We start from the raw sequence: 18799 nt of genomic DNA, 5'->3' as shown, positions 1-18799 counted from the left end.
AAGCTTGCAAGAGCAAGCTTTAATTTATTAGTCAACTTTGTAAATCCAGCCTTCTGGAGCTTCAATATCACCGAATTGGATGCCGACAAGTTCGTCGTACAATTTACGAGTAACAGGTCCTACTTCTGTTTCACTGTAGAAGACATGGAAGTCATCACCGTGTTGAACACCACCGATTGGTGAAATAACGGCTGCTGTACCACAGGCACCTGCTTCAACGAATTTATCCAATTCATCAAGTTTAACATCTCCTTGGATAGCTTTCATGCCAAAACGGTGTTCTGCCAAATAAAGAAGTGAGTATTTTGTGATAGATGGCAAGATTGATGGGCTAAGCGGTGTGATGAATTCATTATCAGCCGTAATACCAAAGAAGTTTGCAGAACCAACTTCTTCAATCTTAGTATGTGTCGCAGGGTCTAGGTAAATAACATCAGAGAACTTACGGTCGTGAGCCATTTTACCTGGAAGAAGACTTGAGGCATAGTTACCACCTACTTTTGCAGCACCTGTACCATGTGGAGCCGCACGGTCATATTCGTCTTGAATCAAGAAATTAGTTGGTACCAAGCCACCTTTGAAGTAGTTACCAACAGGCATTGCGAAAATAGTGAAAATGTATTCGTCTGCAGGGTGAACACCGATAATGTCACCGACACCAATCAAAAGAGGACGTAGATAAAGTGTTGCACCTGTGCCGTATGGTGGTACAAATTCTTCATTGGCACGAACGACTTGTTTTGCAGCATCAATGAATTTTTCTGTAGGCACTTGTGGCATAAGAAGACGATCTGCAGTGCGTTGCAAACGTTCAGCATTCATATTTGGGCGGAACAATTGTACTGAACCATCTTTTGTACGATAGGCTTTCAAACCTTCAAAGGCTTGTTGACCATAGTGCAAAGCTGGTGATGCTTCAGAAATGTGAAGCATTGAATCTTCTGTTAATTTTCCTTCATCCCATTTACCATCTTTGTAGTAAGAGATGTAACGAAATGGTAATTTACGATAGGCAAAGCCTAGATTTTCCCAGTCTAAATCTACTGTCATAACTATTCCTCTTTCTTTGTTTTTATCCTATTGTACGCTTTTTAAATCTTTTTTCAAGTACTTTTTCATAAAATTCTGAAAATTTGTTCAAAAAATAAATCGGAGAAAATCTCCGACTTATTATCGCTATTTAATTCTTGCGCTAAAGACACCTTCATCTGAAATTTTATCTGAGATAAAGGAACCATTACTTGTGCGTTCTGACAAGGTCAAATCTTCAAGAATAGCTTGATAATGATTGCCTTTATTTGAATAAACTTCTAAGGTTTCGATTTTATCTGAGTCTAATGGCTCAATAGTGAACAAATCAATATTTTGCACATCATTTGAGGCATGGACTGGTCCTGCCATAAAGACGCGATGTGGTTTTGATTTGAGTTCACGAAGGACTTGCAAGCCTCGATTAGCACGACTTGTCGCTGGAATTAGCTCAGTTGCCATACGTTTAAGGCTACCACGTTGTGTCAAGATAAAGAAGCTTTCTGTATTGGCGATAAAGGCTGACACGACAAAATCATCATCCTTAAGGTTAATTGATTTAACCCCAGCCGCTTTGGCACCGACTACTGGTACTTCGTCAATATTGAAATGCAAAGCATAGCCATTATGCGTAATGACCATGACATCATCAAGTGCAATTGGCGCAATAGTCACAACAATATCATCGTCTTTTTTCAACTTAGCATACTTAACAGCTTTTGATTTGTAAGTGCGCCATGGCGTGAATTCTTTGCGTTCAAAGCGTTTGATTTGACCATATTTTGTGGCTGCAAAATAAGTTTGCGAACCAAATTCATCGACAATTTCAGCATACAAGACATACTCGTCTGTCGCAAAATTAGTAATGGTTTGTGATAAATGTTCCCCAATGTCTTTCCAGCGAATATCTGTCAATTCATGGACTGGACGATAGATTACATTACCAAGATTTGTGAAAATCAACAAATGTTGAGTTGTCTTAGCTTGTGAGACGAAGACCAGTTCATCATCATCACGTTTACCAATTTCTTCAACCGTAGAGGCGTTATAAGAGCGCGGACTTGTACGTTTGATGTAACCACCTTTTGTCACGCTAACATAAGTATCTTCTTCGACAATCAAGCTTGCTACATCGATTTCAATCGTTTGTGCTTCGGCTTGTAATTCTGTCAAACGTGGATTAGCAAATTTCTTCTTAACCTCACGTAATTCACGTTTCATGACATTATACATCGTACGTTCATCACCGATAATGGCTTTAAGCATAGTGATGCGTTCACGAAGCTCTGCTTCTTCATTTTCAAGCGTCACGATATCGGTATTTGTCAAACGGTACAATTGCAAAGTCACAATGGCTTCGGCTTGTTCTTCTGAAAATTCATAGCTGACTTTGAGGTTTTCTTTGGCGTCAGCTTTATTTTCAGACGCACGAATAAGCGCAATAACCTCATCCAGAATTGAAATAACACGAATCAAGCCTTCCACGATGTGAAGACGTTTTTCAGCTTTTTCCTTGTCAAATTTTGAACGGGCAACGATAATTTCTTTACGGTGTGCAATGTAACTTGTCAACATCGGAATGATACCCACTTGGCGTGGTGTATAGTTGTCAATAGCAACCATGTTGAAGTTATAGTTCACTTGCAAATCAGTGTATTTCAACAAATAGTTGAGAATCGTTTGCTCGTCTGCATCTTTTTTAAGTTCGATAGCAATACGAAGTCCATCACGGTCTGACTCATCACGAACTTCTGCAATGCCAGGGACTTTATTGTTGACACGAACATCGTCGATTTTCTTAACGAGTACGGCTTTATTGACTTCATAAGGAATTTCAGTGACGACGATTTGTTTTTTACCGCCACGAAGGTTCTCAATGTCAGTGCGTGAGCGAACCACAACACGACCTTTACCAGTCTCATAAGCCTTACGAATACCATCTTTACCTTGGATGATGGCTCCTGTTGGGAAATCAGGCCCAGGCAAGAATTCCATTAATTTGTCTAATTTAGCATTTGGATGATCAATAAGGTAAACCACCGCATCAATCACTTCTGCCAAGTTATGTGGTGGAATATCTGTTGCATAACCTGCTGAAATACCTGTCGCACCATTCACTAAAAGGTTAGGAAAGGCAGCTGGTAAAACAGTTGGTTCTTTTTCGGTATCATCAAAGTTCCAAGCAAATGGAACAGTATCTTTATCAATATCACGAAGCAAATAGCCAGCAATTTCTGACAAGCGCGCTTCGGTATAACGCATGGCAGCCGGTGGATCACCGTCCATAGAACCATTGTTACCATGCATTTCAATCAAGGTTTCACGGTTTTTCCAGTCCTGACTCATGCGCACCATGGCGTCATAAATTGATGAGTCACCGTGTGGGTGAAAATTACCCATGACGTTACCGACTGATTTAGCCGATTTACGAAAACCCTTATCAAAAGTATTGCCGTCCTTATTCATTGAATAAAGGATACGACGTTGAACAGGCTTCAAACCATCACGAATATCTGGCAAAGCCCGCTCTTGAATAATATATTTGGAGTATCGTCCAAAACGATCCCCCATAATGTCTTCAAGAGACATATTTTGTACATTGCTCATAAAAGCCCTCTTTATGATTAATATTTAAGATGTTTTTCCAGAAATCATAATTCTTTCAACCTTAGAATCGTAAGAAGTCAAACTAACTTCTAAGGTTTTTGAACTATAATGTCCATAATTAGCAAAAGCATCATTCCAAATTTGTTCTAATTCATCATCAGTAACTGATTTTTTAGATGCCTTAGCAAATTTTTTAAATTCAGCTTTAAACTCATCAACAGTTTTTAACGATTGTTCACCCTGTGATTTATCAATTACAATTTCAATATTACCAATAGTATTAGTAATAACTATTTCAAAACCACCTTTATTAAAAAATTTAATTTGATTATCATGTTTTCTTCCATGATGATAATATACATCAAACATATCCGGTGTAATAACATCATCCGGATTTTTTTGATTATAACTAATCAAATATTTATTTATAACTTTATCGCCCGAATAAATCACTTGCTCTTGTTTTTTCTTCTCTTTCGAAAGAACTACTTTGTTGACACTCTTTCTTTGAGCATGCACAACATCTGAATTCAAAGGCGAATAAGCTAAAACTGTAGTAGCAAGAAATATAATTCCTACAAATTTCCTTTTCATAACAAACTTTCCTATTCAAATATAATAAACAAAAAATGACAATACTATTTCAAGAAAAGAAAAGAAAATAAGATAATAAAAATTATTCTTAAAACACTGTATTTTCTTCCAAGGTGAATTTAACGTTGTCTTCAATCCATTTGCGGCGTGGTTCAACTTTGTCACCCATAAGGACACTGACACGGCGTTCTGCACGCGCCAAATCATCAATAGTCACACGAATAAGCGTACGTGTTTCAGGGTTCATGGTTGTTTCCCACAATTGGTCAGCGTTCATTTCACCAAGACCTTTGTAACGTTGGAGTTGAGCTCCTTTACCAAATTTTTGACGGAGTTCTTCTAACTCACCATCAGTCCAAGCATACTCCACTTGCTCTTTTTTACCTTTACCTTTGGACATTTTATACAAAGGTGGCAAAGCGATATAGACATGACCTGTTTCCACAAGCGGACGCATGTAACGGTAAAAGAAAGTTAGTAACAATGTCTGAATGTGAGCACCGTCGGTATCGGCATCGGTCATGATAATGATTTTATCGTAGTTTGAATTTTCAACGTTAAATTCAGCACCGACACCTGCACCAATGGTGTAAATCATGGTATTGATTTCTTCATTTTTCACGATGTCAGACATTTTTGCTTTTGCCGTGTTCAAGACTTTACCACGAAGTGGCAAAATAGCTTGGAACTTGCGGTCACGCCCTTGCTTAGCTGAACCGCCGGCAGAATCCCCTTCGACGAGATACAGTTCGTTTTTCTTAGGGTTCTTAGACTGTGCTGGTGTCAATTTACCAGAAAGGAGTCCTTTGTCTTTCTTGTTCTTCTTACCATTACGAGATTCGTCACGCGCCTTACGAGCTGCTTCTCTGGCATCTCGCGCTTTAATCGCCTTACGAACAAGGTTAGATGCTACTTCACCATTTTCCAAAAGGAAGAAAGTGAGTTTTTCAGAGACAATACTGTCTACAATCGGACGCGCTAGGGGACTACCGAGTTTATCTTTGGTTTGCCCTTCAAATTGCAAGTGTTCTTCTGGAACCAAGATTGAAAGCACTGCAGATAGCCCTTCACGGTAATCTGACCCTTCAAGGTTCTTATCTTTTTCTTTCAAAAGACCTGACTTGCGAGCGTAGTCATTCATTGCCTTGGTAATGGCAGATTTCAATCCTGTCTCGTGTGTTCCACCATCTTTAGTACGAACATTGTTAACAAAAGAAAGGATATTATCTGAGAATCCGTCATTGTATTGAAGTGCAACTTCGACTTGGAAACCTTGGTCTTCACCAGTCACCCAAATGACAGGTGTTAATGTTTCTTTGTCTTCGTTAAGATATTCAACAAAGTCTTGCACCCCATTTTCATAATGGAATTCTAGATGTTCTGCTTCTTCTGGACGATTATCCGTCAACGTCAATGTAACATTCTTAAGCAAAAAGGCAGATTCTTTTAAGCGCTCAGCAATGGTGTTAAATTTAAAGTCTGTCGTTGAGAAAATCGTGTCATCAGGCATAAAAGTAACCATAGTACCTGACTTAGATTTTGGTGCTGTTCCAATCTTTTTAAGGGTTGTCACAGGTTTACCACCATTTTCAAAACGTTGTTTGTAAACCGCACCATCACGAGTAATTTCGACTTCAAGCCATCTTGAGAGGGCATTAACAACTGAAGACCCCACACCGTGAAGCCCACCAGATGTTTTATAACCACCTTGACCGAATTTACCACCTGCGTGAAGTACTGTGAAGATAACTTCTACAGTTGGAATCCCCATAGCGTGCTTACCAGTTGGCATACCGCGTCCTTGGTCTTTTACGGTCACACTACCATCTTGATTAAGAATAACATCAATCTGAGTACCAAAACCAGAAAGTGCTTCATCGACGGCATTGTCAACAATCTCCCAAACTAAATGATGTAGTCCTGTCGCATCTGTTGAACCGATGTACATTCCGGGGCGTTTACGTACGGCATCTAGCCCCTCTAACACTTGAATGGCATCGTCATTATAATTATTTACATTAATTTCTTTTTTAGCCAAAAGCGACCTCCAAATAATTCATCTTTTTTATCTTACAAGTTTTTTCAGATTTTTGCAAAAAAAAATCAAATCGAATAAGGATTTTACAAGGAAAATCACTAATTTTTTCATGAAATAGTATAACAAATTTAAAGCGTTATCACAAATTTAACTTGATTCTTCAAGTTATTTATTTTTCAAATTTTACCTTTTCATAAGAACTGATTATGTTATAATGAAAACATGAAAATTTTAGTTATGATTGTGATTGCATACTTGTTGGGGTCAATCCCAACTGGTCTATGGATTGGAAAATTCTTCTATCATGTCAACCTCAGAGAACATGGTAGCGGTAATACTGGGACAACCAATACTTTTCGAGTTTTAGGTGTCAAAGCAGGAATTGTCACATTTGTGATTGACATGCTAAAAGGAACTCTGGCAGCACTCCTTCCACTTATCTTTGGTGTTAGTGGTGTGTCACCTGTTCTTATTGGTTTATTTGCCATTATTGGTCATACCTTCCCACTATTTGCACAGTTTAAAGGTGGTAAGGCAGTTGCGACAAGTGCTGGTGTTCTTCTTGGATACGCACCGCTATTTCTTCTTTTCCTTGCCGTTATCTTTGTTATCACACTTTACCTTTATAGCATGATTTCATTATCTAGTGTCGTTGCTGCAAGCGCAGCTGTGGTTAGTGTACTTGTCTTTCCAGCATTTGGATTCTTGCTTACTCACTATGATTTGCTCTTTACATTACTCATTATCATTATTGCAGGCATCATCATTGTACGACACAAAGATAATATCATTCGTATTAAAAATCATGAAGAAAACCTCGTTCCTTGGGGAATGAATTTAAGTCATCAAGAACAAAAAAAGAATTAGCAAAACGCTAATTCTTTTTTTATGCTTTATAAACAATGTTACCATCACAGATAGTGTATTTGACAACACCTTGGAGTTTTTCACCGATAAATGGTGAATTTGAAGCTTTAGAAGCAAAATGGTCTGAGACAACACGTTCTTCTTTGTCAGCGAAAATCACGATATCTGCTGGGCCATTTTCAGCCAAATAACCTGCATCGAAATCGTACATAGATGATGGATTAATAGTCATCTTAGCAAGCAATTCTGAAAGCGTCAAGTCGCCTGTCGCTACCAAGTTTGTCAAACCAAGTGATAACGACGTTTCAAGCCCTGTCATACCTGATGGGGCTTTTGTGATGTCTTCGACATTCTTTTCATCAGCGTGGTGTGGAGCGTGGTCAGTCGCAATCACTGAAATAACGCCAGATTTCAAACCTTCAATAACTGCCAAACGGTCTTTTTCAGTACGAAGAGGTGGATTCATCTTAGCTGCAGAGCCTTTGATGAGAAGCAAGTCTTCTGTTTTTGAGAAATGTTGTGGTGCTGCTTCTGCAGTGACGTTTGCTCCCAATTGTTGAGCAAATTCAACCACTTTCACTGATTCAGCTTTTGACAAGTGTTGGATATGCAAATGAGCTCCGCAGTCATAGGCAATCATAACATCACGCGCAATCATGCTGTATTCTGCCACACCTGTTGCTCCGCAGAAATGGAATTTATCACGTGCGATACCTTCGTTAAATCCAAGGATGCCGTTTAATTCTGGGTCTTCTTCGTGCACAGCCACAAATGTGTTGTTTGCTTTAGCCAAATCCAAGGCTTCTTTTAACACTTTTGTGCTTTGAAGCGGAATACCATCGTCAGAAAAGCTAAGAGCACCATTTTCAAGCAAAGCCTTAAAATCAGTCAAAGTCTTGCCGTCAAAGTTTTTCGTTACGGTTGCATTAGTGTAAACGTGAACGTTCTCCTTAGCTGCACTTGCTAAAACTTCTTTCAAAGTCTCAACGTCAGAAATGGTAGGGTTGGTATTTGCCATCATCACAACTGATGTGAAGCCACCAGCTGCCGCTGCTAATGCACCTGTGTGAATGTCTTCTTTATGCGTTTGACCTGGTTCACGGAAGTGTACGTGAATGTCCACCAAACCTGGTGCCACAACAAGACCAGTAGCGTCAATTACTTCAGCGCCAGCTTCTTCAATTGCATCCGCAATCTTAACAACTTTTTTACCATCAACAAGTACATCCGCTACCTGATCAAAACCAGATTTCGGATCAACAACACGACCATTTTTAATAAGTAACATGTTAAACTCCTATTATTTCAACCAATCAATTGGTTCGAGTCCATCCTCTGTCAAATAAGCGTTAGTTTTTGAGAAAGGGTGGCTGCCAAAAAATCCTCGATAAGCTGAGAGTGGACTTGGATGCGCACTTTCAATGACATGATGGATAGGATTGGTAATGAGAGCTTTTTTCTTACGTGCAAAGCCGCCCCACAAGATGAAGACAACAGGTGTTTCTTTTTGGTTAACCACCTTGATAATCGCATCTGTGAAAGGTTCCCAGATTTGACCAGCATGACCATTTGCACGACCAGCTGGAACCGTCAGACAAGCATTTAAAAGAAGCACTCCTTGCTGTGCCCAAGGTGTTAAATCGTGGTGATCACGTTGCCCCAAATCATCTGCCAATTCTTTCAAAATATTTTGCAAAGATGGCGGAGCTGGAATGTCTTCTGGCACTGAAAATGATAATCCTTGTGCTTGATTCGGACCATGATAAGGATCCTGACCAATGATGACAACTTTTACATTTTCTAGTGCTGTTGTCTGAATCGCGTTAAAGACTTTTTCACGTGGTGGGTAAACCAATTCTTGTTGATAGACGAAGTCCATAAACTGATTGATTTGCCCAAAATAATGCTCTGGTAATTCCTTTTTAATTAATTCATGCCAAGTTGAATGTTGCATGTTCACTCCTCGTTAGTTTTAGTATTTCCCTACTAAATCTAGCTTTTCTTTTGCCAAGACATGACCATCCATAGCATGTCGCAAATCATTCATGTAAAAACCATTTTCAAGTGGCAATTCACAATCCAAAGCATAGACCGTAAGGGTATAAACATGGTCTTTATCCGGTGGATATGGTCCCATATAACCATCATAAATATCTGAGTTATCCTCATTTAAAAACTTGCTAACCAAGCTATTTTTACCATGAGTGTGCTTAGCATCTAGACGAGAAAAATCCTCTGAGATAGCTGTCATATCACTAGGAACATTAGCCACTACCCAGTGAATGTAAGCAAAGCCACAAACTGGAATAGAATCATAGTCGACAAAGGTCCAAGCAAATGTCTTTGTTCCTTTAGGAGCATCCTCAATCGTAAAAGGAAAAGAAATCACAGCGTTTCCTCTCACTTGAACACTAGCCCCTTTAGCATAGGTATCTGGTAAAACATTATCTTTAAATGGTGATGATAGTTTCATTATAACCCCTTTCCATGTTTAAACCAAGAAGGCCACCAAAGTTTTTTCACCTTAGTAGCCAAATACTAACTCAATTAGTCACGCCAAGTTTCTTGATTTTCTTTGAACTTACGTAACAATGTCAAATCATCAGCAGTGATGTAACCTTGCACTTTAGCCACTTTGATAAGCTCTGTGTAGTTAGAAAGTGTTACAAGTTTTACACCTGCTTTTTCAAAGTTTTCAGTTGCTTTTGGCAATTCATAAGTGAAGATGGCTACCACACCGATAACATCAGCACCTTCACGTTCTGCAGCTGCAACAGCTTCAAGGACTGAACCGCCAGTAGAGATAAGGTCTTCAACGACAACCATTTTTTGACCTTTTCTTACACGACCTTCGATTTGATTTCCAGCACCGTGATCTTTTGGTTTGCTACGAATGTAAGCAAATGGAAGATTCATCTTATCAGCGATAATGGCACCGTGTGGGATACCAGCTGTTGCAGTTCCGGCAATCACTTCAACTTCTGGAAATTCTTCTTTGATTTTGTCAACAAAACCATTTTCAATCAAAGTACGTGTTTCTGGGTAAGACAAAGTCACACGGTTATCTGTGTAGATTGGTGATTTGATTCCAGATGCCCATGTAAATGGATCATTTGGTTTTAAGTAAACTGCTTGAATATCAAGCAAATCTGATGCAATTTGTGATGCTAAAGTCATTTTATTCCTCTTTTCTATAATAACTCAATGGTTGATGTAAAATATTGTTCTAAAAAACGTGTCGCTTGTTTTATGCGCTCGTAACTAACTTCCTCACCAGGGCTAGTTAAAATCCATTTAGTTTCTACATCATCAGCACGGTGAATGATAGCCACTAATTCCCCTTCAAATACCTCTAAAGGAGTTGAGACTTGTTCGGAAATAATATAAACATCCTGCCACTCACCATCACCTCCGAGTAGATTTGGAATATAACCATAATTGATTGGATAGTTATTCCCGTATCTATCTTGATAACCGATCGGTCTATCAATAACCGCTTTGTAAGATTGCCTCATTGTTAACTCCATACTAACCCTAAAACAATTTTAGTATTCCAATACTAAATATTCCATTCGTCGTAAATAGCCTTGTAAGCTGCAACCGGATCTTCTGCTTTTGTAATTGGACGTCCAACAACAATATAACTTGATCCAATTGCACTTGCTTGACTCGGCGTCATGACACGTTTTTGGTCTCCAACAGCTGACCCAGCTGGTCGAATACCAGGCGTCAAGCAAATAAAATCATCTGATGTTTCATCCTTGATTACAGCCACTTCATTTGCTGAGCAAACAACACCATCAAGTCCTGCCTCTTGAGTTTTCTTAGCATAGTGCAAAACTGATTGAACAAGACTTGTCTGGATATTTTGGTCAGATTTCATTTGCTCATCAGATGTTGATGTTAGTTGTGTAACTGCAATAAGTTTCGGACCTTGCCCAAGCCCTTCACGCGCAGCTTTCATCATCTCAACGCCACCGGCTGCATGGACATTAGTCATATCCACACCCAGATTTGAAAGGACTCGCATAGCTGATTTGACCGTATTTGGAATGTCGTGTAACTTCAAATCTAGGAAGACTGAATGCCCTAGAGATTTGACATAGCGTACAACCTCTGGTCCTTCAGCATAATAAAGTTCCATACCAATCTTGACATAAAGTTTCTCATCAGCTGGAAACAAAGCAAGAAATGATTTCACATCATCAAACGATGGAAAATCAAGAGCAATAATCGGACGACTTTCGTGCATTTTTTCTCCTTTTTCTATAAAGAAAACCCCGCCCGAGGGCGAGGTTACACGAAAACTAGGGTAGCAAACACCCATTAGTCAAAGAAAATATCTTTTTATTTTTTCACGAACCTTTCTCGCCTCTCTGGACTCAATTAAAGGTTATTCAGTTGTAATTATTATAGCTTTTTTGAATTTCAAAGTCAAAAATTTACTGACTTTTTAATAAAATAGCAGAGCTTATTTGCCGCGTAATTCTTGTCTGACTTCACGGCGGAGTGTTTCTAGATCAGTGATACCATATTGATCCATAACCTCAGGCAAACGGTCGATGATATTTGGACACGCATATGGATCAGCAAAGTTAGCTGTTCCAACACCGATTGCTGACGCGCCAGCAATCATCATCTCAAGTGCAGCTTCTGCCGAATCAACACCACCCATGCCAATAATTGGTAAATCAGAACTTTGCGCTACTTGACGAATAAGCTTAAGAGCTACTGGAAAGACCGCTGGACCGCTCATGCCTCCAGTACCATTGGCGATGATTGGTTTACGTGTTTTCAAATCAAATCGCATACCAACCAAAGTATTAATCATGGTAAATCCTGTCGCACCGGCTTCTTCAACAGCCTTAGCAACCGTCGTAATGTCAGCGACGCTTGGTGTTAACTTGACATAGACTGGCACATCTGAGTTCTCTACACTGGCTTTAACAGCAGCATAAGCCAATTCTGGTACCTGACCAATCAAAAGGCCATGATTACCGTGGTCAACATTCGGACATGAGATGTTAAGCTCAATTGCTTTGACGTTTGGAGCTTTTGAAATCTTTTCTGACACATAAGCGTATTCGTCGTTTGAGAATCCTGCAACATTAGCAATGATTGGCAATTCTGGGAAATGCTCAGCTAACCAAGGAAGTTTTTCTGACAAGACCACATCAACACCAGGATTTTGCAGCCCAATAGCATTTAGCATGCCTGACGGTGTTTCTGCCACACGAGGCGTCGGATTACCAAAACGCGCATCCTTGGTCGTTGCCTTAATCATGATTGAACCAAGTTTATCCAAATCATAGTACTTAGCATATTCTTGCCCAAAACCAAAACATCCTGACGCTGGGATAATCGGATTTTTCAAATCAAGCCCTGGAAGTTTGACCGCTAAACGATTTTCTGACATGATTTTGCCTCCTTACAAAATGATTTGACCAGTTTCAAAGACTGGACCATCTTCACACACGCGCTTGTTGGCTGCTTCTTTGGCATTTCGCAAATGTACTACGCAAGCGTAGCAAGCTCCCATGCCACATGCCATACGTGATTCCATTGACAAATAAGCATGTGGGTGATTTTCAAATTTCTTGTCCACATATTTTAGCATACCGGGCGCACCACATGAATAAATGGCATCAAACGACTGCTTTTCAACCAAATCATCGACAACCGTTGACACATAACCCTTAATACCATATGAGCCATCATCTGTTGTCACATAAACCTTACCATAAGCTGACAATTCCTCTTCTAGAATTACAGCATCTTTAGTCGCAAAGCCAAGTACAGAAACAACTTCAACACCCTTAGCAGCAAGCTGCTTAGCTGTTTCAACCAAAGGCGGAACACCAATACCACCACCAATGAGAAGAGCTGTTTGACCAGCTGAGATAACTGACAGATTAAAGCCATTTCCCTGAGGTCCCATGGTATCAACGCGATTACCAGCTTTTAGCTGAGATAAAATAGCCGTCCCAGCACGTTCTACTCGGTAAACAATCGTTGCAACTTTATTGACCTTATCAATCTGACAAATCGAAATCGGACGTCGCAAGAGTTTGCTAGGGTCCGGCACACGCAAGTGCAAAAATTGACCAGGTGCCATGTCCAAGACCATCTCACCAGAAAGCTTCATCTCAAAAATGCGTGGGGCAATCTCACGTTGACTAACAATCAGTAAATCTTCTTTTAACACAGAAGTTTTGTCTTTACAACTTGAATTCATAGTGTTCCTTTCACACAAAAAAACCTCACCAGAAGGCAAGGTTACAGCAAAATAAGCAGAGCACACCAAAGTACACTCATACCCTTTATCAGAGATCACACTCTTTTTTACAGTAACCTTGAAAGTCTCTCTGGACTTAATTAAAGGTTTTCAAATTTTCACTATTATAACGCGTTTTCATTTGCTTGTCAATTATTTTTGTAAGTTTCTGATGGACTTAACTCGCTCTTCTATTTCTAGGCTTGTGAAAAAACTGTCCACTGGACTTAACTCGCTTTCTTATTTTTAGGCTCGTAAAAAACCTGTTCACTGGACTTATTCGCTTTTCTGTTTTCAGGCTCATGAAAAAACAGTCCACTGGACTGTTTTTTTAATCTAGATATGCTGCATAAGAATAGATGTGTAAATCAGAGCGTCCGGTAAATGGGGCGATTTCTGACATCAAGGTTTCAAAGCGACTATCTTCTAGCAAGATATTTTGTCCGTAAACCAATAGATTGATTGGTTCAGTCGGTTCGCTAATCAAGTTTCCTTCTGCATCGAAGACTTCTTTTTTACGGCGGCGTAATTCATCTAAAACATTTTCAAGGATAACCAAGCAATCTGAGATATTATCTACTGCACCATAAAAACGATCAAAAGCATTGTAGAAGTTAATCTCGCGCTTCAAATCATCTCCAGCATCCAAGACACACACCAAACCTTTATGGTCGAAAAGAAAGTGACGGAACTGTTTAACAGCCTCATCACGACTGATTACTGGAAATTCAGACTCTTTGACTTCTTCTTTCTCAGATTCTTCATCAAGAAGAACTTCATCAACTTCATCACTAACTTGTTTTTCATCGCTTGTGGCAACTTCGTCAACTGTCTCAGGCTCTTCTGCCTCGACAAGGTCATCTTCAGATTCTAGTTCTACAGTTTCTTCAATTTCTTCATTTTCATCAGAAACTTCTTCAAACTCAGCTTCTTCTGAGACTTCTTGTTCAGTTTCTTCTTCAGGAGATTGAGTCACTTCTTCTTGAACTTGCTCTTCACTCTCCTCGTCAGAATTTTCCACCTCTACCTCAACAGCTGGTTCTTCGTCAACTGACTCGCTTACTTCTTCAGTTTGAGGAGCATCTTCTTCAGCATCAGTAGTTTCAACAGTTTCTGCTTCGTCAGCAACGACAGGTTCAAGAACTTCCTCATCGTCTTCTTGACTGTCAGTTACTTCGTCATTTCCTTTAACAACTTCTTTTAATTCACCTGGTCCAAGGACTTTTTCGGACTTAGCTGCTTTTTCTTTAGCTAATTCTTTTTCTACTAATTCTGGAATAGACTCAACTTTTTCGTCTTCACTGTCATCATAAACTTCTTCAGATTTTCTCGGTGTCAAAGCATCAATCTTAGCCATTAGCTCTGCTTTTTTGACTTCTCTTTTCTTGTATTCCACAACTTGTAGCGGATCAACCAAAAGAGGGTATTCAGATTCTTCTTTGATTGATAAATTTGTCACACGAAGAGAGGTAAAGACATCAATCAAAACACCAAAAACACGTTGACGATTATCACCCAAAATCGCATGGAAAACAGACTTAGATTCGCAAATTTCTAAGACGTTATCAATCCCGCGAACCCAAGTACCGACAATATCCAAAGAGTGATTCATCAATCTGAATGACGCTTCATCATACCAGAAAGTTGACTTAATCAACTTTTCTTGCTTAGAAAGCGCATCCACTGCTGCCAAAATTTCACCTAACTCTGATTGCACAACATTTGGCGAAAAAGAAGCCCCCAATAAAGATGGGGTCTTCTCAACCAAAACAATCTCATCTCTGAAAAGTGTTAGGTAATGAATGCTGACAAGTAATTTTTGAATTAATAAACGATGTCCATTTGAGTTCATATCTTTCTTCACTACCATCACACTCACCTTACAATTTATATTACAATTTATATTACATTTTTATTACAATCTTTTACTACTAATATATCATATAATAGGCAAAAGAACAACGAAAAAAAGATAAGAAGCCTGAAAATAAAAAGAAAAACCGAACGATATATTAATTGACAGGAAAAGATTCTTCCCATACTCTATCCCTAATGAGAAGGAAGGGATTTTAATGGCTTTTACAGTAAAACCAATAAAGCTTAATAAGAGCAAAACAATTCTAAATTGTTAACAACTGAACTATCTAACCCTTTCAAGGAAAAAAGCAACTTACATATGATGGATGATTTTGAAGGCGCAACAATCCTAAATCACGAATAGTTAACCTTTGAAAAATATAACAAAGACCTCCTCCTGAAGTACCAAAAATTCAAGAGGAGGTTTCTTTTCTTAGTCTACTTAAAAAGTTTCATATAATCGCTTTTTGTTGAAAATAAATTTGTAACAACTACACGTCTTTGATTATCATCAATAAAATATAAAACAATATAATCTCTTTTTAAAGTGATTCCCCTCGTTTTGTTATTGGAATCTATTACCTTTCCAAATTTCTCATCTGCATCAAAACCAGCTTCAGGAAACATTTTCAATACAGATATATTATCTCGAATTTCTTTAATTTTTTTCTTTGCAGTAATCGGAGCAGAAAGCTCTCTAGCTATGTAGTCATATATTTCATCTAGTTTTGTAATCACATTACTTTGGAAAACAATCTCATAAACCGTATCGTTCATTTAAATCTTCCTCAGTATAATATTTTCCAGTTTTATATTCTGCTATACTTTCATTTACCTCTGTTTGAAGTTGTCTAAACAATCTTTCTTTTTCAAGCTCTTCTTCACTCATCAGATTAATTTCTCCGGTAATAGCCACTTGCTTAACAAATAAATCAAGTGCCTTCGACAAAGTAGTTCCCTGTTTTTTCGAATTAATCTTTGCCTGCTCTAACAATTCCTTATTAGTCAAAAACTTAAAATCTCGATTTCTTTCAATAATAGCAACCATAATTATACCACCTATTTTCTATGGCCCTATTATACCATTTTTTCTTGTTATACTAAAATTATTACTGCTTTTACGCATAAAAAAACGAGGGCTTAAACCCTCGTTTCTAATCATTATTTTTTAACGTCTTGTTTGTAGAATTCTTGCAAAGCTTCTTGCCATGTTGGAATGACAAAACCAGTAGCTTTTGCTTTTTTAAGACTCATTGTTGAGTTAAGTGGACGTTTTGCTTTTGCTGGGAATTGACTTGAATCAACTGGTTTAACGACAACATCAGTATCTTTCAAGATTTCAACCGCGAAGTCATACCAAGTTGTATCTTCATCAGCATCATTTGACAAGTGGTAGTAACCAAATTCTTTTTGGTTTTCTGTCAAATAAGTCATGAATTCTGCCAAAGTACGAGTCCAAGTTGGACGACCGTGTTGGTCATTAACAACAGTCAATGTGTCATGAGTTTTGGCAAGATTTTGCATTGTGAAGACAAAGTTTTTACCGTAGTTACCAAATACCCATGCAGTACGGATGATGTAGAAGTTTTTAGCGTATTTTTCAACCGCTTCTTCACCCAAACGTTTTGTACGACCATATTCAGTTTGAGGATCTGGAGTATCATCAACTTCCCATTCTTGACCAACTGGTTTTTTACCATCAAAAACATAGTCAGTTGAAATGTAAACAAGAGTTGCACCATATTTTGCTGCAGCTTTAGCTACGATTTCAGTACCTGTTACGTTAATCGCATAATCAAGTTCTTTACCTTCATCTTCAGCAGCATCAACCGCAGTGTAAGCCGCACAGTGGTAAACAAGTGTTGGTTTTACTTGTGCAAATACTTCATCAACTTTTTCAGCATTAGTGATGTCCATTTCTGCAACGTCAACCGCTACATACTCCTCACCACGTTCATCCAAAAGATAACGTAATTCTGTTCCTAATTGCCCATTGGCACCTGTAACTAAAATCATTTTAGCACTCCTCGTTTTTTAATATCTAAAGGCTTGTAAACCTTTTAAATCATTCCCTACTATTTTACACTATTTTTTCAGAAAAAGCAGTAAGGAGCGGTGTTTATTAGAAATAATTCTAAAATTTTAACAATACGTCTCGTTATCATTGAACTTCACTATAAAAAAAGACTTAGCACTAGTTATGCATTGCTAAGTCTTAATTATAGCACTGTATTTTTATAGCCTATATCAATGAAGTCTTAATAATAGCATTTCAAATTTCGTGTATTTCTTGCATAATGACGGATATGCAGCATTAATAAATTTTGTAACGCATTTTTGAATTGTATTTTTATATATAATACTTGCAACTAATCCAAAAGTAAACACTATTACAGTAAGAATGATCGTCCAAAGTAACACATGACTATACCCCATATTCGTATATACCCATTGCCACATCAAGGGTCTATAGTATGTTCTAAGTAAAATATTTTCGTGGATTATATATATCAATAATGATAACTTCGATATATAATTTACAATACTATTTTCAAAATGAATATTTCTAGCAATATTTAACATACCGATCACCATTAATATAATAAACGGACTACAATTAGACCCCCATCTTAGTAGTTTATCATTAAAAACAACAATGTGTAGTCCTAAAAAATTAGTCAAAGCTATTATTCCGTAATTTCCTACAAATCCTACAATAAATAATCTAATATTAAGTTTAATATTATTAGACATATCAACAAGGTAATATTTCATGTAAGCAATCATCAAGTAAATTGTAACCCACAAAATTAATTGAGATGTGAAAAAGTGTCCATCCTGTACAAAATTAACTCCAATATATAAAAACGATAAAATACAAGATGTCCTAAACAACGTTTTTTGATCCATTTTTTTAATTATCCAATTCAATATTGGGTGTATTGGATAAAAAAGTAGATAACATGTCATATACCAATTATTTTGGAAAGTTGTAGGAAATACTTGTTTTATAATCATTACTAAACCAATATTTCCATTTCTCAAAAAATAAACAACAATAAAAATTACAATAGATACTACCCATATATCTAACAACATTTGCAACATCTTTTTCTTATTCACTTTACTGCTATCTAATAAAAACCATGCACTGCAAACAAAAAATATGGTATTACCAAAGGAGCCACTAGATTGCAACATAGCCAAAATTAAATATTGTATATTGGTTGTTGCTATAGATATATGTAATATATAATCTTGCATTCCTACCATACTATTAGAACTATGAAGTGTTTGAATAACATGGCTCATTACAATTAAGATAATACCGATAATTTTCAGCAATTCAATACTTGAATTACGAACTTTAGGTGTGTGATTAGTTAATATTTGTTCTTTGTAATCCATTGCCCAACCTTTCAATTTAAATATAATAAATTCTGACAATTTTCGTTATATATCAAAAATTGTTGTAATACAAATAAAATACTTACAGACTAACAACTAATAACAACATTATATTGTCCTAATCA

General features: G+C 37.7%; 17 protein-coding genes and 1 pseudogene. 1 reads left to right on the top strand and 17 read right to left on the bottom strand.

Translation table 11 applies throughout. The annotated features are described in order from the left end of the window. Positions 1-27: 27 nt before the first annotated feature. The 4 genes from GPZ88_RS08315 to parE all read right to left on the bottom strand — a co-directional run bounded on the left by GPZ88_RS08315 (position 28) and on the right by parE (position 6268). Positions 28-1050: a branched-chain amino acid aminotransferase gene (locus GPZ88_RS08315; protein ID WP_039697049.1), complete on the bottom strand. Its 1023-nt coding sequence runs from the start codon at positions 1048-1050 to the stop codon at positions 28-30. A 126-nt stretch (positions 1051-1176) separates the two neighbouring features. Further along, positions 1177-3636 (bottom strand): DNA topoisomerase IV subunit A, encoded by a 2460-nt coding sequence (gene parC, locus GPZ88_RS08310; RefSeq protein ID WP_157628937.1) that lies wholly within the window; start codon positions 3634-3636, stop codon positions 1177-1179. A gap of 24 nt (positions 3637-3660) precedes the next feature. Then, the gene (locus tag GPZ88_RS08305) at positions 3661-4230 is read right to left on the bottom strand and encodes a hypothetical protein (RefSeq protein ID WP_166044040.1); all 570 of its coding nucleotides are present in this window, start codon (positions 4228-4230) and stop codon (positions 3661-3663) included. A gap of 88 nt (positions 4231-4318) precedes the next feature. After that, complete coding sequence (parE, locus tag GPZ88_RS08300) at positions 4319-6268, bottom strand: DNA topoisomerase IV subunit B (RefSeq protein WP_074559867.1); 1950 nt, start codon at positions 6266-6268, stop codon at positions 4319-4321. A gap of 222 nt (positions 6269-6490) precedes the next feature. On the opposite strand from parE, the gene plsY reads away from it, so the two are divergent. Next, positions 6491-7135, top strand: coding sequence for a glycerol-3-phosphate 1-O-acyltransferase PlsY (gene plsY / locus GPZ88_RS08295; RefSeq protein WP_166044038.1), 645 nt, complete (start codon positions 6491-6493; stop codon positions 7133-7135). A gap of 19 nt (positions 7136-7154) precedes the next feature. Here the strand turns inward: plsY and GPZ88_RS08290 are convergent, their stop codons facing one another. The 13 genes and pseudogenes from GPZ88_RS08290 to GPZ88_RS08230 all read right to left on the bottom strand — a co-directional run bounded on the left by GPZ88_RS08290 (position 7155) and on the right by GPZ88_RS08230 (position 18713). Then, positions 7155-8423: a dihydroorotase gene (locus GPZ88_RS08290; protein ID WP_074625833.1), complete on the bottom strand. Its 1269-nt coding sequence runs from the start codon at positions 8421-8423 to the stop codon at positions 7155-7157. 12 nt (positions 8424-8435) lie between these two features. Further along, positions 8436-9089 carry a uracil-DNA glycosylase gene (locus GPZ88_RS08285; protein ID WP_166044036.1) on the bottom strand — a complete coding sequence of 218 codons (654 nt, stop codon included), beginning with the start codon at positions 9087-9089 and terminating at the stop codon, positions 8436-8438. 18 nt (positions 9090-9107) lie between these two features. Further along, positions 9108-9608, bottom strand: coding sequence for a YbhB/YbcL family Raf kinase inhibitor-like protein (locus GPZ88_RS08280; RefSeq protein ID WP_039697055.1), 501 nt, complete (start codon positions 9606-9608; stop codon positions 9108-9110). A gap of 74 nt (positions 9609-9682) precedes the next feature. Beyond that, a complete protein-coding gene (gene pyrE, locus GPZ88_RS08275; protein ID WP_006532509.1) occupies positions 9683-10312 on the bottom strand; it encodes an orotate phosphoribosyltransferase in 630 nt (209 codons plus the stop codon). Between the two features lie 14 nt (positions 10313-10326). Continuing rightward, positions 10327-10650 carry an inorganic diphosphatase gene (locus tag GPZ88_RS08270; RefSeq protein ID WP_166044034.1) on the bottom strand — a complete coding sequence of 108 codons (324 nt, stop codon included), beginning with the start codon at positions 10648-10650 and terminating at the stop codon, positions 10327-10329. A 44-nt stretch (positions 10651-10694) separates the two neighbouring features. Beyond that, positions 10695-11387 carry an orotidine-5'-phosphate decarboxylase gene (gene pyrF, locus GPZ88_RS08265; RefSeq protein ID WP_166044032.1) on the bottom strand — a complete coding sequence of 231 codons (693 nt, stop codon included), beginning with the start codon at positions 11385-11387 and terminating at the stop codon, positions 10695-10697. Between the two features lie 219 nt (positions 11388-11606). After that, positions 11607-12551, bottom strand: coding sequence for a dihydroorotate dehydrogenase (locus GPZ88_RS08260; protein ID WP_166044030.1), 945 nt, complete (start codon positions 12549-12551; stop codon positions 11607-11609). 12 nt (positions 12552-12563) lie between these two features. After that, positions 12564-13370: a dihydroorotate dehydrogenase electron transfer subunit gene (locus tag GPZ88_RS08255; RefSeq protein ID WP_166044029.1), complete on the bottom strand. Its 807-nt coding sequence runs from the start codon at positions 13368-13370 to the stop codon at positions 12564-12566. 1294 nt (positions 13371-14664) lie between these two features. Beyond that, positions 14665-15279, bottom strand: a pseudogene (locus GPZ88_RS10450) (hypothetical protein); the annotation flags it as partial. A gap of 425 nt (positions 15280-15704) precedes the next feature. After that, positions 15705-16043, bottom strand: a complete 339-nt coding sequence (locus GPZ88_RS08245) for a type II toxin-antitoxin system RelE/ParE family toxin (RefSeq protein WP_166044025.1) — start codon at positions 16041-16043, stop codon at positions 15705-15707. Continuing rightward, positions 16024-16314, bottom strand: coding sequence for a type II toxin-antitoxin system RelB/ParD family antitoxin (relB, locus tag GPZ88_RS08240; protein ID WP_074625846.1), 291 nt, complete (start codon positions 16312-16314; stop codon positions 16024-16026). The genes GPZ88_RS08245 and relB overlap by 20 nt, the downstream gene beginning before the upstream one ends. Before the next feature lie 113 nt (positions 16315-16427). After that, positions 16428-17282: a dTDP-4-dehydrorhamnose reductase gene (rfbD, locus tag GPZ88_RS08235; RefSeq protein WP_024344189.1), complete on the bottom strand. Its 855-nt coding sequence runs from the start codon at positions 17280-17282 to the stop codon at positions 16428-16430. 231 nt (positions 17283-17513) lie between these two features. Then, complete coding sequence (locus GPZ88_RS08230) at positions 17514-18713, bottom strand: acyltransferase family protein (protein ID WP_166044023.1); 1200 nt, start codon at positions 18711-18713, stop codon at positions 17514-17516. Between the last annotated feature and the right edge of the window lie 86 nt (positions 18714-18799).

Origin of the sequence: Streptococcus ruminicola (assembly GCF_011387195.1) — a bacterium.
GTDB classification, from domain to species: Bacteria; Bacillota; Bacilli; order Lactobacillales; family Streptococcaceae; genus Streptococcus; species Streptococcus ruminicola.
The sequence above is the reverse complement of the archived record's forward strand: the minus strand, read 5'-3'. Positions and strand labels throughout refer to the sequence as shown.

Bases quoted from the DNA above. Each gene is read 5' to 3' on its own strand.
- GPZ88_RS08315 (WP_039697049.1), bottom strand. From the start codon at position 1,050: ATGACAGTAGATTTAGACTGGGAAAATCTAGGCTTTGCCTATCGTAAA.
- parC (WP_157628937.1), bottom strand. From the start codon at position 3,636: ATGAGCAATGTACAAAATATGTCTCTTGAAGACATTATGGGGGATCGT.
- GPZ88_RS08305 (WP_166044040.1), bottom strand. From the start codon at position 4,230: ATGAAAAGGAAATTTGTAGGAATTATATTTCTTGCTACTACAGTTTTA.
- plsY (WP_166044038.1), top strand. From the start codon at position 6,491: ATGAAAATTTTAGTTATGATTGTGATTGCATACTTGTTGGGGTCAATC.
- GPZ88_RS08290 (WP_074625833.1), bottom strand. From the start codon at position 8,423: ATGTTACTTATTAAAAATGGTCGTGTTGTTGATCCGAAATCTGGTTTT.
- GPZ88_RS08285 (WP_166044036.1), bottom strand. From the start codon at position 9,089: ATGCAACATTCAACTTGGCATGAATTAATTAAAAAGGAATTACCAGAG.
- GPZ88_RS08280 (WP_039697055.1), bottom strand. From the start codon at position 9,608: ATGAAACTATCATCACCATTTAAAGATAATGTTTTACCAGATACCTAT.
- pyrE (WP_006532509.1), bottom strand. From the start codon at position 10,312: ATGACTTTAGCATCACAAATTGCATCAGATTTGCTTGATATTCAAGCA.
- GPZ88_RS08270 (WP_166044034.1), bottom strand. From the start codon at position 10,650: ATGAGGCAATCTTACAAAGCGGTTATTGATAGACCGATCGGTTATCAA.
- pyrF (WP_166044032.1), bottom strand. From the start codon at position 11,387: ATGCACGAAAGTCGTCCGATTATTGCTCTTGATTTTCCATCGTTTGAT.
- GPZ88_RS08260 (WP_166044030.1), bottom strand. From the start codon at position 12,551: ATGTCAGAAAATCGTTTAGCGGTCAAACTTCCAGGGCTTGATTTGAAA.
- GPZ88_RS08255 (WP_166044029.1), bottom strand. From the start codon at position 13,370: ATGAATTCAAGTTGTAAAGACAAAACTTCTGTGTTAAAAGAAGATTTA.
- GPZ88_RS08245 (WP_166044025.1), bottom strand. From the start codon at position 16,043: ATGAACGATACGGTTTATGAGATTGTTTTCCAAAGTAATGTGATTACA.
- relB (WP_074625846.1), bottom strand. From the start codon at position 16,314: ATGGTTGCTATTATTGAAAGAAATCGAGATTTTAAGTTTTTGACTAAT.
- rfbD (WP_024344189.1), bottom strand. From the start codon at position 17,282: ATGATTTTAGTTACAGGTGCCAATGGGCAATTAGGAACAGAATTACGT.